We start from the raw sequence: 13,433 nt of genomic DNA, 5'->3' as shown, positions 1-13,433 counted from the left end.
GTATTAGCACTATGCATGATGAACAAGGCAATCAATCTGTAAAAGATATTCTAGAAGATATAAAAAAAGCTATATCGGGTAAAAACGCAAGTAACGATAAAGCAGAAATAAAGGATGAAAATGATGATGTGCTATGCCTTGAAGAAGAGTATCTAGAAGATATGGAAGAAGATGGCAAAAAAGAAAATGGTAAAGAAGAGGACATTGATAATGATGACCAAAGTGAGGAAATGGCTTACAACAATAACCAATTTAATGGCCATAGCTGCAATTCAGAAGAAAAAAAAGATATTTATTTGTACGATAACATCCAAATGAGTAATAACAAAGCAAGTAATAGTGGCTTACAAGCGCAAAATAATGATCATCTAATTTTAAAAGAGAATATGGAAGAGATCAAAGCGCTGCTTGGAAAAATGCAAAACAAATTGCAGCATAAACAACAAAAAAGAGCGAATCTTACTGTTGAAGAATTAGTTACATCTCTTTTAAAACCTCAGCTCTCAGAATGGCTGAATAAATATCTACATGCACTGGTAAAAGAAGTAGTTGAAAAAGAGCTCAAAGATATAATCAATAATAAGTAGGGTATTAGCAATAAAAACTAGAGTAAAGACGGCTAGAGGCAGAAAACTATCTTCAACAAGGTGGCTACATCTTCATTTGAATGATCAGTATGTGCGAAAAACTAGCAAGGATGGTTATAGGTCACGCTCAGCATATAAGCTGGTAGAAATGGATAATAAATTTAAATTATTCCAAGAAGGGCAAAAAATTATTGATCTTGGTGCTTCTCCTGGTGGATGGTCACAAGTCGTGTCTCAGAAAGGTGCAAATGTAGTTGCTCTTGACATGAAACCAATGAACGCAATTAATGGAGTAGAGTTTATACAATGTGATATTATCAATGGGCTTGAAATTTTAAGAGAAAAATTCAAGGATCAAAAATTTGATGTAATTTTATCTGACATGGCGCCCGAATCTTGTGGTTTAAAATCGTTGGATCATATCAGAATTATGCTTTTATGTGAAGCAGCACTCAATTTTGCAAAGCATTTCTTGAGCCATGGTGGGACGTTTGTAGTAAAAATTTTCCAAGGAGAATCTGATAAAGATTTTTGTAACGAGCTAAAAGAAATGTTTAAAACAGTAAAATATTTTAAACCGAAGTCAAGCAGATCTGAATCTACAGAAATGTATTTGGTAAGTTTAGGCTTTATTGGCAGCAGACCTTTTATATAATATTAACCCAGGTAGCCCGCAGAAACGAAAAAACTTGCTTGACAAACTCCGCCAGCCCCCTTATTATGATAATAAGGGTATTTGTGACTCAAAACTTGTTTTTGATCCGCGCGGGTTCAATGACAAAATTCAGTAAAAAACTCAGAGTATTTATTGGCGGATTACGTAAAATTATAGCGGCTGCATGTCTTTTTTATTTTTTCTACATTCAGCCAAATCGCGCTTATTTTAAGCGTTAGCACATTATTACAGCGCCACTTACAGTAATATAGAGTCAAAACTCGCACCGCGGGGTCTCTTTCGCCTTTTTTTTCGTTTGGTAAATTTCTTAATGTTTATAGCAACATGAACTGGGCAGGAAGGTGTTATTCCAGTGCTCCTTTTTTTGTCATCCGAGTAGCCCTCTTCTTGTCATCCCAGTGCGTGACACTGGGATCTAATTTTTTATGCAAAATTACTATATTTGCAAATAGATACAATTTGAAATAATTTATACTATGAAGTTACGAAATGAGATCCCAGTGTCACGCACTGGGATGACAAAGAAATAGGCACTGGGATGACACCCTTTTGGATGGAAAGCTACTTTCATGACATCATCATAAAGTAAACCAGTGTCAGCTACTTGCATAGAAAATGTTTATGACTAATTTTTAGATCAAACATGGAATTTCGACAAACTTAACTTTTTTGTGATACTATTCAGCAATAATAAATAAATTGAGAGGAAATGTTATGGCAATAGAAAAGGAAAAGTTTTTTGAAATAATAAATGAGGTAAGCAAGAGTAAAGATTTAAATAAGGATAATTTGCTTGAAAGAATAAAAAATGAGTTACACAAAAAAAATGAAGCAGAGTATAACAAATTTTGTTATTTTTTTGATAAGGATCATCAATTCAGTGTAGAAACTTCAAGTAAAAGAGAAGATTGGACATTATTACATCTTGCTGCGGCATGTAACAATTTATTGACAGTAGAACTTCTACTAGAAAGGAAAGCAAGTGTTAACGCTCGAGTGAAAGATGGATCTAAAGATGATGGACTAACTGCTTTGCACATTGCTGCTTTTTATGGCAATGAAAACATAATAGAGCTGTTACTAAGTGATAATCGAGTTAATCCTTCATTGAAAAGCAAAAATAGGACTCCAAGAGAGATGGTTGGTAATGTGCCAAGCAGGGATACTATAATAAAAATGTTAGAGGCAGCAGAAGAAAGTTATCGTACAAAGCCTAAGGAAAAAGCAAGAGATCTTAACATAAGGATTGAAGGAGGAGGTAGCTACCGTTTATTGCAGGGCAATCATGGAATTCCGGCACAAACTGTGAAAAAAAGAAGTATTGCAACTGCTGCACTAGAAAATGGTAATAAACGGACCTCTTTAAATTCTACTGATGAAAGTAGTAGTAGTAACGACAGTGGAATATTTACTGAATTAGAAGGTGAAGAAGACATTGATGCAAAGAAGGAACAGAACCAAAAGGAGAATGAATCACTAAAACAAAAAATGCAAGATCTAGAAAATAAAAACGCAGCGCTTAAGGATAAATTAGACAAAACAGAAAGTCAGCATTCTAATTGCTTAGAAGAGAATCTATCACTAAAACAACAAATACAAGATCTAAAAAGTAAAAACACAACGCTTAATAGTGAATTAGAAAAAACAAAAACTAAAACAAATGAAGTACCATTAGAAAAAGCGCAAAAAGAACTAACAGAATTGAGAAGTTATTTCACTGGACATGGGGCTAGGCTGGACACACTGGAGAAACTCAATGAAGAGAATCAATCACTAAAACAAAAAATAAAAAGTCTGGAGAATGAAAACACACCACTTAAGGGTGAACTAGACAAAACAAAAACTAAAACAAATGAAGTGTCGCTAGAAAAAGTAGGAAAAAGACAATTTTCCCCAAAAGTTGCCTACGCGAGCCTTGCAGCTATGTTAACAGTAGGTGCTGCTCTTAGCATTGCTTCCGGATTGTCTGCTCTATTAATAGTTACAGCTTCTGTGGTATCTGCACTGATAGCCGGTGGCATTACATACACAATATCAAAACCCATTGCTCCTGACACTGAATTGAAAGAAGTGGATATTCAAGGTTTAGCACAACATGGTGTTTGTAAAACTTAGCACCTACATCTGTACGAACATTGCAGTTTGTAGGTGGCAGATGCAAGTAGCTGCACTGAAATCCCCAAAAAAGGATGATGTCGTTCCAGTGCTTGACACTGGAATCCAGCCTTGCCGTAATCTCATCAAGAACGTTGTGTTTTAACATAAAACGGCTACTTTTATGCTTACCAACTTAATAAAATTCCTGGATCCCAGTGTCAAGCACTGGGATGACAAGAAGAGGATACTTCGATAAAAGACATTGCCCTCCTGGTAGGCCCAAATTGCAATGTTCGTACAGTTATGAGTTACACAGTAGTGTGAATTTTTTACTTCGGTAGTTTTTCATTATCATTATAATCATAATAGTAGTTGAGTTTAATTGATATGAAAACTTTTACGAAAAATTTTAAAAATAAAGAAAAAAAGCTAGAAGAGTTTAATAAGGAAATTGAAGATATAACAACTATAGCTCAAGATAAATTTGCACATGAACTTGAAAACATCGCATATGACAGTGTGCAAAAATTTCGCAGTCTGCTTGCTAAAGAGTTAAACTCCATCTTCAATAATATTCATTCTCAAAATGTTAATCTACTAAAATCCAGCCTAGTTGAATATGCTATAAGTTCAAATTTTATCAATAAAAAAGGAGAAGCAGCTTTAATACGTTCTCTTCTTAATATATTCATACGATAAAGAATTCAAGCACTCAGAGTTGTTGCTGCGCCAATTCAACTTAATTTGAATGCAAGCTGCATAGCTAAAGTAAGTAAGATTTACCCCACGATAAACGAGGTAAACCTTACTTATTCTAACTATATCAAAAAGGAGGGTTATCATGTCAACAAGATCTACTTCACCAAGAATACATGTGCAACGTAAATCTAAGCCTGAATCTTTTCCAGTTACTTTAGAAGAGGTTAAATCTTTTTTACGTATTGAGAACGACCAGGATGATAAGTTGATTTCAGATCTAATTTTTATGGCAACTGATTATGCTGAGTGGCATATGGAAAAGTCACTGGTGAAACAAACATGGCAAGTTTCATATGAAGATTATGTACCTCGTAGGATCTATTTAAGCTATGGCCCTGTGAGTAAGATAGTATTGGCTACTGCAATGATGTCTAAAGGTCAAGAGAAGAGAACACTTAAGTATTATTTTAGTGATGTAGGGGGCTACGTTGAGTTTTTCAATTATTTGAATGCAATAAGAGTTGATGTTGTATACGAGGCTGGCTATGACAATGTTCCTGAGCAGATAAAACTAGGTATTATGCGGCATGTTTCTGCTATTTACAAAGATCGTGAATCGGGGGTAAGTAGCCATTTGTCTGAAGTGAAGAAGATGTATTCTCCATTTCGCGAACCAAAGGTTGTTTTGTAGGTAGGTATTACAGTAATTGCTGGCCACAACTGTACCAACATTTTGATTTGAGTCCACCAAGGAGGGTGTCATTCCAGTGCGTGACACTGGAATCCAGAAATTTCGATTTGTAAGTAAGCACACTGAGCTGGGTGAGCATAAAAGTAGCTGTCTTATGCTAAAATAAATGTCTTTGGTGAGATTGCGGGAAGGCTGGATTCCAGTGTCTGGGCACTGCCGTCTTGGATGAAAAGGCTGGATCCCAGTGTCAAGCACTGGGATGACATCATAGAGGCACTGGAATGACACCTTCCTAGTGGAAATTGCTCTCAAATCATAATGTTCGTACAGTTATGGATTCATTCGCGGTATCTCTTAGCATAGATCCCGCTAACAAGTAGCGGGATGACGAGTTTGTATCACTGCTTATGTTTTAGCTATATATCTTTACGAGGATTAATCATGAAAAAAATTCAAGCTATAAACGAGTTGTACAATAGTATTTATGCAGCACTAAAAGCAAACTCTGATTTAAGGAAATATGTTACTAACATTTATGACTACTTACCTAAACAGGTCACCATTCCTTACCTGAGATTGCGCGTAGTGAATTATAATAACCTGCATATGCTGTCAAATTTTGCTACAAAGGCAAGATTTTCATGCGACATATATACCCATCATATAGGCAGTATGTTTGCCATTATAAGGCATATTAACTTGATACTTAAGAGTATTAAATATTCTGATAATGAAACTATTTTGGAAAGTAATTGTACTATGAGTCAGCATGATGAAATTTTACATTCAACAATTAATTTTGATATTTTAATGAAAGGAGGCGATAATGAGCAAATTACAGCTAAAAATTAAAGATCATGACAATAATTTTATTGTGTTAAATAATATACGAAACCTAAGGTTTACTTTGCGTAATAACAGAGAAGAGATGAAAGATATTTCTTCTTTTGGCTGGAGAAAAGTGCTCGATTGTGCTGGAAGCAGACACATTACAATAAAAATTAATGGAATTTTAGACTCGGTATTAGCTGATGAATTATTACGTAATTCTGCTATATCAAACTCTAATCATGATTATGAAATTAATTTTAACACTAAGGAAAAGATCAGATTACGGTGTTCAGTTGAACTGTATGAGAGGTATTATGACCCCGCTGCTTTTGACAGTTTTACTGTAATTTTAGCGAGTGCTGAAGTTGTAAACGCTTTTCATTAATGTTAATTTAATTTTTTCATATATAATATGAACTGGTGAGAATTTTAACTAAATTAAAAAAAATCATGAACGACGAAGACCTTTTCGAGGAAGACGGTAATAATATTGAAGAAAATAACGATGATAAAAGAGAGAGAAGTTTAGAAAATGAAAATCAGCAAAATCAAGAAGAACAATACAAAGAGGAAGATAAGCAATACATAATACAGTATATTCAAGACTATTTAAAAGTTTTTGAGGATATTCTAAATCAGATCGACGAAGGAATTGATAATTCGGATAGTTACGAAAGGACTATGCAAATAAAGCGAAGCATAGACAGGCTCATAGAGACTTTATATAGTCAGGCTGCATCTGAAGATATTGATGCAGAATTTGAAACCACAAAGCATACTCGCGATAAATCAGAATCTATGAAAAGAGTTAGGGAGAAAAGAAGGAAGCAAGCAATAGAAGAAGTATTAAGCAGCATGTTTGCCCAGCAACAAAAGGAGCTAATGAACGCTAAACACTTAAGTCATGGAGATGAAACAGCACATGACGATGAAGCAAAAAAACGAGTGAAGTCTTCAATCAGGGGAGTGTTGTTTTCGGTGATTGCTCATAGGATGGATCCAAGAAGGAGAGCAGGGGAAACTGCTGACGATAACGAAAAGCAAGCTCATATATATGGCAGGGAAGCAGTTGGTGGAGCTTTAGGTGCATTATTAAAAACATTTTTAACAGCAGTTACTGCCGTTGTGCGCGAAATTGCTAAGCCACTTCAGCATATCAGCAAACAGGAAACATCTTTTGCAAAACAAGTTGAAGAAAGCAGAAACGCAGATTCACAAAAGGGTCGATCTGTGTAAGATTTCCCCTTGTAATAATCTTTCGATTCTACTGTCTGTTAATTCATAATTAGGGTATAGTTATAATATTTACGTGCTACCTTCACTTCCGCCAAGATATTGCCGCTCTATTATCCCCTTTTCCATTCTTCGCAGATATTCTTTTGTATCAGTACCACTAGCAAATAAACCAACAATCTTTTTACCTTCTACAGTAAAATTAGTATTACAAGCATAATTATTTAAATTAAACACTTTAACCAGCTCTTTTATATCCATAACTACCTCTATTAAAAATTGTTCAGCAACAACAACACCACTTGCTTTTTCCTTTATCTTCACTATTACCGGCACTAATAGCACTACTACTATCCAGTTGTGTGTTAGACCTACTGCGTTCACGTGACAGCTTGAGGGGTTTATACTTATCAGAACCAATCTGCTCAATAATTGAGCTTGGTGAAGTTCGCTTATTACCACCACCATTGTCATTACTACTATGCATATTAACCTCCAATAAAAATATTGTATAATTAATATACTAAAAATAAAATTAAGTGCAAGCACTTTTTTATATTTTTTAGTATAAATTTTATTCGTCATCTTTATACTCCTGGATTCCAGACTGGAATGACACCATTTGTTGCACAACTGTACGAACATTGTGCTACCAGAAGGGCAATGCCTCTTATCCAAGTACCCTCTTCTTGTCATCCCAGTGCCTATTTCTTTGTCATCCCAGTGCGTGACACTGGGATCTCATTTTATTTTATGATGATGTCTGAAAGTAACTGACACTGGGATCCAGAAGACTTAATTTCAACCAAATAATAAAGGCTAGATCCCAGTGTCTGGGCACTGGGATGACAAAAAAAGGAGCACTGGAATGACACCTTCCTGCCCAGTTCATGTTGCTACAAATATTAAGAAATTTACCAAACGGAAAAAAAGGCAAAAGAAGCCCCGTGGTGCGAGTTTTGACTCTATATTACTGTAAGTGGCGCTGTAATAATGTGCTAACGCTTAAAATAAGCGCGATTTGGCTGAATGTAGAAAAAATAAAAAAGACATGCAGCCGCTATAATTTTATGTAATCCGCCAATAAATACTCTGAGTTTTTTACTAAATTTTGTCATTGAGCCTGCAGGTCAAAAACAAGTTTTGAGTCATAAATACCCTTATTATTATAATAAGGGGGCTGGCGGAGTTTGTCAAGTAAGTTTTTTCGTTTCTGCGGGCTACTTCTCGACACCAGTGGTGTTAAGTGTTCGTACAGTTATTGGTATTATTAAGATACTCCTTAATCTTCTTCAAATCCTCCCAAGCTAAACGTTTTTGCATTGGCTGACGCAGTAGGTAAGCTGGGTGAAATATAGCAGCTATAGTGATTGAGTGAGATAAATATTGGTTAGTGTACGTATGAAATCTACCACGCAAATTCGATATAGTTTTTGTGCTGTCAAGAAGGCTATAACACGCAATTCCCCCGACCAAAATTAGAATTTGCGGTGAAACCAGTGCAACATGCTTCTCAACAAATGGTCTGCACATATCAAGCTCTAGGTCGGTTGGCTTTCTATTGCCAGGTGGGCGCCAAAATACAGTATTGCTTATGTATACCTTAGTGCGATCAAGATTGATTGCATTTAACATTTTATCGAGCAACATTCCACTTGCACCACAAAATGGTATGCCTTGAAGGTCTTCATTTGCTCCTGGAGCTTCACCAACAAGCATAACTTTTGCATTTGGATTACCATCAGAAAAGACAGTATTAGTTGCAGTTTTTTTTATCTCACAACCTTCAAATGATTCAACTGCACTTCTTAGTTCATCCACACTACTACATTTACTTGCAAGTTTCCTTGCTTCAATTATCCAATCACTTGGAAACATGTCTTTTCCATCTTTAGTGTCACCCCAGCGCATATCTGCATCTTTCTTCTGGGTACCAGTTTGGATAACATAGGGTTGCACACCCTCTTTGCTCTCCAACTTTTTTTCCTCTTCACCCTCTGTTAGTGTGCAATCAACGCCCACTTCATGGTAAAATTTTAATAATTCTAGGTCTTCATTGTTCATAATGCTTTTTAACCTTTTGTGCTTTTTTCATGGCTATATCATACTTTAATTTAGATAAATGTCTAATATATAATATGCCATTTAAGTGATCTAGCTCATGCTGAATACACCTTGCGAGCCAGCCGCAAGCTTTTAGCGTCTGTTCCTCATTATCTAAATCCTTATATTTCACAGTCAAATATTTTGGACGCTTAATTTCATAGCTTTGCTCTGGAATTGAAAGGCACCCTTCTTTGAGAATTACTTGTTCATCGGATAATTCCGTAATTTCAGGGTTAATCATGTAAAACTTGCCAGTCGATTCATACCCTACTGGCTCGTCTTCAGCTCGAGAGAGCTGAATGTCCATAACAAAAACTCTCCTCAGCACCCCAACTTGCACTGCAGCAAGGCCAAGACCTTCTGCATCGTACACAGTTTCGAACATGTCGTTTACTAATTCTTTAATTTTATCGTTTATATCTGTTACTTCACTGGCACGTGTGATTAGCCTTTCATCAGGGGCAATTACAATTGGTAATATGGACATAAAATGGACATAAAAATTGTAATTCTATGTTTTGCTTTTCTTTTTGTCCAGAATTTAGTGTATATTAAAATGTTGCTATATCTATAATAGAAATATAAATTATTAAAGAAAGCTACAATTTAAATGAAATTGCGTAATAAGGTTAACTAATGTACTCTGCAGTAATAGCAAAACCAAAGAGAAACGTTTTTGCTGTTCTAGACATAGGTACAACAAAGATTATTTGTCTAATCGTTAAAATAAATGACAACTTCAGCTATAAAGTAACAGGAACGGGCTATAAGATTGCAGAAGGTGTAAACGGTGGGTCGATAACTAATGTAAAACACGCAAATTACTCCATCTCATCAACTATAGGTTTAGCTGAGCAAGTGTCAGAGGAAACTATAGACCAAATATATGTGAGCATTGCTGGATGTGGCATCTCATCTTTTAATGTACATAATGAAATTATTGCAGCTAATCATGAAATTTCTGACCGGGATATAAAACGTGTAGTTTTTCAGACGTTTGAGAAATATATTGAAGAAAATGTTATCATTCACAATACACCACTGAAATATCACTTAGATGACATGACTGACATAAAAGAAGTTGGTGGATTGTACGGAAAAAGACTATCTGCTGATGTTAATGTTGTCACTGCTTCGCGTCCAGCGCTTACCAATATTGAAAACTGTATTACCAATAATGGTGGATTAAATATGGCAGGTTGTATTGCTTCTGCATATTCTGCAGGTCTTGCGTGTCTCAGTGAAGATGAAAAAGAGCTCGGGACTGCTATTGTTGATATAGGCGGTGGGTGCACTGCAATTGGAATTTTCAAAAGAGGGAAACTTGTGTATGCAAGCAGCGTTCCAATTGGTGGCGTTCATATCACTCGAGATATTGCTTACGGGCTATGCACAAGCATAGAACGTGCAGAGTATATAAAAATACTGTATGGTAGCACTATCATAACTTCAATAGATGAGAACGAATATATTACAGTCCAAAATAGTGAAAATGATGAACCTACTCAAGTATTCAAATCTGAGCTTATTAACATCATAAGACCAAGAGTTGAAGAAATACTTGAAATGGTAAGAGAGCAATTTCAAGAGCAGAAAGATCCAATTAATAAAGTAGTGATCACAGGTGGAACTAGTCAACTCACAAGCATGAAGGAAATTGCAGGCTATATATTCAATAAGCAAGTTCGAATTGGGTGCCCTGAGTCTTGTAGCGGTCTTGATGGCGAATATGATAAAAATCCTGTATTTTCTGCTGCTATAGGTTCTATAAAGCTAATAGTTGACACTTTCTATAAAAATAACTCTGGAATGCTCGGTCAAGATGGTAAAATAAGTAAGTTGTACCATTGGGTTAAATCAAAAGTTACAGTTTAATTTTGCTGAATGAAATTCTTATATCTTTCAAAGGAAACATTATGAATAAAAAACATTGTTTCAAAATTAATAAACTTGTTTGTGATCATACAACTGAAATTATACGTTCCCATGGAATTATTGTTTATGAGAGGGTGATGGAAAAAGATGAACAAATTGAAGAAAAGCGTATCTCTAAAAAACAAGAGAGAGGTGGTTTTGAGAATCGTATCTACAATATTTACATTGAGGTGAATTCTAAGAGCATCGATTACTATCACAAAAAACCTTCAGATTATCCTGAGATAATAGTTGTATAGTTCAGATTATTAAATAGACTTCTTGCTTGACCACCTTTCATACAAATGACTTGACGCTAGGATCCATAGGGCTTATTTTCATAATACGCAAAGTTATTACATTTATGTACTGCAAGTAAGCGTACCAATTATGATAAGACATGGAAAATATGAACATAACTATACACTCACAAGAAGATTTTGAATTTATGCGCAAGGCTGGCAGGCTTGCTGCTGAAACTCTTGATTTCATTGCACCGTACGTAAAGATAGGGGTAACAACTAATGAGTTAAATGATCTATGTCATGATTTTATAATTAATGCAGGTGCAATTCCAGCACCACTAAATTATAGGGGGTATCCAAAATCAATTTGCACTTCAAAAAATGCAGTTGTGTGCCATGGTGTTCCCGATGATAAACTGCTTAAAGATGGAGATATTTTGAATATTGACGTTACGGTGATTTTAAATGGCTGGCATGGTGATACAAGTCGCATGTTTTGGGTTGGCAAACCATCAATAAAAGCAAAACGTTTGTGTGACGCTACTTATCATGCATTGATGGAAGCAATTAAACAAGTTAAACCCGGCAATAAGTTAAATGAAATAGGGCTTGCTATAGAGAAATATATTAGAGATTTTGGATATTCTATCGTACGTAGCTACTGCGGACACGGTATAGGAAAAGTCTTTCATGCTCCGCCAAATGTAGTGCATTTCTATGATCAAGATGAAAATCTCATCTTGAAGGAAGGTATGTTTTTTACAATAGAGCCAATGATTAATGCTGGAAAACATGAGACTCTGCTCAGTAAACTCGATGACTGGACAGTGACAACACGCGATCTTTCACTTTCTGCTCAATTTGAACATACGCTCGGAGTAACTAAAGATGGTGCTGAAATATTCACATTATCACCTAAAAATTGGCACTTCCCACCATATAATTAGATTTTTTTAAACTCTGCTATACTGCAACTATACTTGGATCTTGAAGAAAGCTAATCCTTAATTTGCGATATAGCAACTAGTCCAATTAATGCACAGAAAATCATGTAAAAACTAGCTGAAGTTTCCTGTCCTGTAACCTTGATAATTGTTGTGCATATAAATGGTGCAAGGCCACCAAAAAATCCCGAAGCTATATTTCTTGATAAACCAAATCCACTGTATCGTACCCTTGTTGGGAATAATTCACACATAAATGCACTAACAGGCCCAAGCGATGCAGCTATTGGGATTATAAAAAGAACGTGCGCCATTATGGTGAGCAAATTATCACCACTTAGTATCATTGAAAAAACTGGATAACTTACTACTATAAAAGTCACAAATGCAAATTTCATGACTTTTGCTCTTCCTATTTTATCAGAAAGCATTGCAAACAGTATTGTTAACCCTCCAAGTGCGACCTGATTCAATATTTCCACTGTGTGATTAAATTGAGTGTTTATTGTTGATGTAAGCACATTGAAAAACACTAGATATATATAAAGAGATGAATTTTCAACTATATCGACTCCTACTGATATCAGAAAAGGTTTTCTATAGCCATTTAATAGTTCTTTTAACGGCAATTCAGATCGTTTTTCTTGTCTTTTATACTCTGGGCTTTCATCAAGTATATATCTCATATATATGCTGATTAATCCCATTGCTAAACTAAAAATGAAAGGTAATCTCCACCCCCAAGATTCAAAATCAGATACTTTCTTGCATATGAGTACCGCTATCAGGCTTAATATTGAACCAAGAATTGCACTTAATACCTCAATGCTGCCAAAAAATCCTTTTTTGTTTTTAGGAGCGTGTTCTATTAAAAATGGTGCATTTCCTGCTTCTCCTCCAAGAGATATACCCTGCAATAACCTTAAACAAACTACCAGCATTGACGCTAGTATTCCAATGCTTTGATAACCTGGAACAAAAGCAATTAATACGGTTGACAGAGTCATCAATATAATAGAAAGAAATAGGGCAATTTTTCTGCCATATTTATCACCGATGTAACCAAATATAGCAGCACCTATTGGTCTTATCAAGAAACCTACTGCAAAAACTCCAAAAGCCTTAAGTATGCTGACTAATTTATCATCTGATGGAAAAAACACATCTCCGATTATGCTTATTAGGTGACTGAAAAGCATGTGGTCATACCACAATAAAGTGTTACAAATCAAACTTGAAAATATTACTTTTGTTATTTGCTGCATAATTTTCTGTAGTTTGTTTAGTATTTAGTAATATACATTACTTTTTTTTATATAATAGAAAAATTTAAACATTATATTAGTAATAGTATCTTATTAAATCTTAATATTTTTATATCATTGACTATATTCAAGTATTTTTATATTA

Annotated in this window: 22 protein-coding genes; 14 read left to right on the top strand and 8 right to left on the bottom strand. The window is 35.1% G+C overall.

Annotated features, from left to right (window positions below; genetic code table 11):
- Positions 1-11 precede the first annotated feature (11 nt).
- The 3 genes from NHG98_RS05495 to NHG98_RS05485 all read left to right on the top strand — a co-directional run bounded on the left by NHG98_RS05495 (position 12) and on the right by NHG98_RS05485 (position 1,731).
- Complete coding sequence (locus NHG98_RS05495; protein WP_096617242.1) at positions 12-587, top strand: PopZ family protein; 576 nt, start codon at positions 12-14, stop codon at positions 585-587.
- A gap of 76 nt (positions 588-663) precedes the next feature.
- Positions 664-1,242, top strand: a complete 579-nt coding sequence (locus NHG98_RS05490; RefSeq protein WP_096617240.1) for an RlmE family RNA methyltransferase — start codon at positions 664-666, stop codon at positions 1,240-1,242.
- 345 nt (positions 1,243-1,587) lie between these two features.
- Positions 1,588-1,731 carry a hypothetical protein gene (locus tag NHG98_RS05485; RefSeq protein ID WP_259245370.1) on the top strand — a complete coding sequence of 48 codons (144 nt, stop codon included), beginning with the start codon at positions 1,588-1,590 and terminating at the stop codon, positions 1,729-1,731.
- A gap of 1 nt (position 1,732) precedes the next feature.
- Here the strand turns inward: NHG98_RS05485 and NHG98_RS05480 are convergent, their stop codons facing one another.
- Entirely contained in the window at positions 1,733-1,873 is a 141-nt protein-coding gene (locus NHG98_RS05480; protein WP_259245369.1) for a hypothetical protein, read from the bottom strand.
- Positions 1,874-1,977: 104 nt separating this feature from the next.
- Between NHG98_RS05480 and NHG98_RS05475 the strand changes: the two genes are divergently transcribed.
- From NHG98_RS05475 to NHG98_RS05460, 4 genes are all read left to right on the top strand, one after another.
- Positions 1,978-3,378, top strand: coding sequence for an ankyrin repeat domain-containing protein (locus tag NHG98_RS05475; protein ID WP_259245368.1), 1,401 nt, complete (start codon positions 1,978-1,980; stop codon positions 3,376-3,378).
- Positions 3,359-3,523, top strand: a complete 165-nt coding sequence (locus NHG98_RS05470; protein ID WP_259245367.1) for a hypothetical protein — start codon at positions 3,359-3,361, stop codon at positions 3,521-3,523. The genes NHG98_RS05475 and NHG98_RS05470 overlap by 20 nt, the downstream gene beginning before the upstream one ends.
- Before the next feature lie 224 nt (positions 3,524-3,747).
- The gene (locus NHG98_RS05465; protein WP_096617915.1) at positions 3,748-4,059 is read left to right on the top strand and encodes an ECH_0659 family protein; all 312 of its coding nucleotides are present in this window, start codon (positions 3,748-3,750) and stop codon (positions 4,057-4,059) included.
- A 142-nt stretch (positions 4,060-4,201) separates the two neighbouring features.
- Entirely contained in the window at positions 4,202-4,750 is a 549-nt protein-coding gene (locus tag NHG98_RS05460) for a head-tail connector protein (RefSeq protein ID WP_096617913.1), read from the top strand.
- A 7-nt stretch (positions 4,751-4,757) separates the two neighbouring features.
- On the opposite strand, the gene NHG98_RS05455 is transcribed toward NHG98_RS05460, so the two are convergent.
- Entirely contained in the window at positions 4,758-4,889 is a 132-nt protein-coding gene (locus NHG98_RS05455; protein WP_259245366.1) for a hypothetical protein, read from the bottom strand.
- Between the two features lie 302 nt (positions 4,890-5,191).
- On the opposite strand from NHG98_RS05455, the gene gp17 reads away from it, so the two are divergent.
- From gp17 to NHG98_RS05440, 3 genes are all read left to right on the top strand, one after another.
- Positions 5,192-5,602 (top strand): tail completion protein gp17, encoded by a 411-nt coding sequence (gene gp17, locus NHG98_RS05450; protein WP_096617911.1) that lies wholly within the window; start codon positions 5,192-5,194, stop codon positions 5,600-5,602.
- Positions 5,577-5,966: a phage tail tube protein gene (locus NHG98_RS05445; RefSeq protein ID WP_096617909.1), complete on the top strand. Its 390-nt coding sequence runs from the start codon at positions 5,577-5,579 to the stop codon at positions 5,964-5,966. Before gp17 ends, NHG98_RS05445 begins: the two co-directional genes overlap by 26 nt.
- A gap of 65 nt (positions 5,967-6,031) precedes the next feature.
- On the top strand, positions 6,032-6,817 hold the full coding sequence (locus NHG98_RS05440) for a hypothetical protein (protein ID WP_096617907.1): 786 nt from the start codon (positions 6,032-6,034) through the stop codon (positions 6,815-6,817).
- A gap of 69 nt (positions 6,818-6,886) precedes the next feature.
- On the opposite strand, the gene NHG98_RS05435 is transcribed toward NHG98_RS05440, so the two are convergent.
- Both NHG98_RS05435 and NHG98_RS05430 read right to left on the bottom strand, forming a co-directional pair.
- Positions 6,887-7,138 (bottom strand): hypothetical protein, encoded by a 252-nt coding sequence (locus NHG98_RS05435; RefSeq protein ID WP_259245365.1) that lies wholly within the window; start codon positions 7,136-7,138, stop codon positions 6,887-6,889.
- The gene (locus tag NHG98_RS05430; RefSeq protein ID WP_259245364.1) at positions 7,098-7,301 is read right to left on the bottom strand and encodes a hypothetical protein; all 204 of its coding nucleotides are present in this window, start codon (positions 7,299-7,301) and stop codon (positions 7,098-7,100) included. The genes NHG98_RS05435 and NHG98_RS05430 overlap by 41 nt, the downstream gene beginning before the upstream one ends.
- Positions 7,302-7,436: 135 nt before the next feature.
- On the opposite strand from NHG98_RS05430, the gene NHG98_RS05425 reads away from it, so the two are divergent.
- Positions 7,437-7,571, top strand: coding sequence for a hypothetical protein (locus tag NHG98_RS05425; RefSeq protein ID WP_259245363.1), 135 nt, complete (start codon positions 7,437-7,439; stop codon positions 7,569-7,571).
- Here the strand turns inward: NHG98_RS05425 and NHG98_RS05420 are convergent.
- From NHG98_RS05420 to def, 3 genes are all read right to left on the bottom strand, one after another.
- Positions 7,561-7,689, bottom strand: coding sequence for a hypothetical protein (locus tag NHG98_RS05420; protein WP_259245362.1), 129 nt, complete (start codon positions 7,687-7,689; stop codon positions 7,561-7,563). The genes NHG98_RS05425 and NHG98_RS05420 overlap by 11 nt on opposite strands.
- A gap of 367 nt (positions 7,690-8,056) precedes the next feature.
- Complete coding sequence (locus NHG98_RS05415; protein ID WP_096617853.1) at positions 8,057-8,878, bottom strand: uracil-DNA glycosylase; 822 nt, start codon at positions 8,876-8,878, stop codon at positions 8,057-8,059.
- Entirely contained in the window at positions 8,868-9,407 is a 540-nt protein-coding gene (def, locus tag NHG98_RS05410) for a peptide deformylase (protein WP_096617855.1), read from the bottom strand. The genes NHG98_RS05415 and def overlap by 11 nt, the downstream gene beginning before the upstream one ends.
- A gap of 149 nt (positions 9,408-9,556) precedes the next feature.
- On the opposite strand from def, the gene ftsA reads away from it, so the two are divergent.
- The 3 genes from ftsA (at position 9,557) to map (ending at position 12,026) form a co-directional block, all read left to right on the top strand.
- Positions 9,557-10,795, top strand: a complete 1,239-nt coding sequence (gene ftsA, locus NHG98_RS05405; protein ID WP_096617857.1) for a cell division protein FtsA — start codon at positions 9,557-9,559, stop codon at positions 10,793-10,795.
- 41 nt (positions 10,796-10,836) lie between these two features.
- Positions 10,837-11,094, top strand: a complete 258-nt coding sequence (locus NHG98_RS05400; RefSeq protein ID WP_096617859.1) for a hypothetical protein — start codon at positions 10,837-10,839, stop codon at positions 11,092-11,094.
- A 149-nt stretch (positions 11,095-11,243) separates the two neighbouring features.
- The gene (gene map / locus NHG98_RS05395) at positions 11,244-12,026 is read left to right on the top strand and encodes a type I methionyl aminopeptidase (protein WP_096617873.1); all 783 of its coding nucleotides are present in this window, start codon (positions 11,244-11,246) and stop codon (positions 12,024-12,026) included.
- Positions 12,027-12,076: 50 nt separating this feature from the next.
- Here the strand turns inward: map and NHG98_RS05390 are convergent, their stop codons facing one another.
- Positions 12,077-13,288, bottom strand: coding sequence for an MFS transporter (locus tag NHG98_RS05390; RefSeq protein ID WP_096617861.1), 1,212 nt, complete (start codon positions 13,286-13,288; stop codon positions 12,077-12,079).
- Positions 13,289-13,433 lie beyond the last annotated feature (145 nt).

It is taken from the genome of Wolbachia endosymbiont of Aedes albopictus (genome assembly GCF_024804185.1).
Taxonomy (GTDB): Bacteria; Pseudomonadota; Alphaproteobacteria; order Rickettsiales; family Anaplasmataceae; genus Wolbachia; species Wolbachia pipientis_B.
This window is presented reverse-complemented; position numbering and strand designations above follow the sequence as displayed.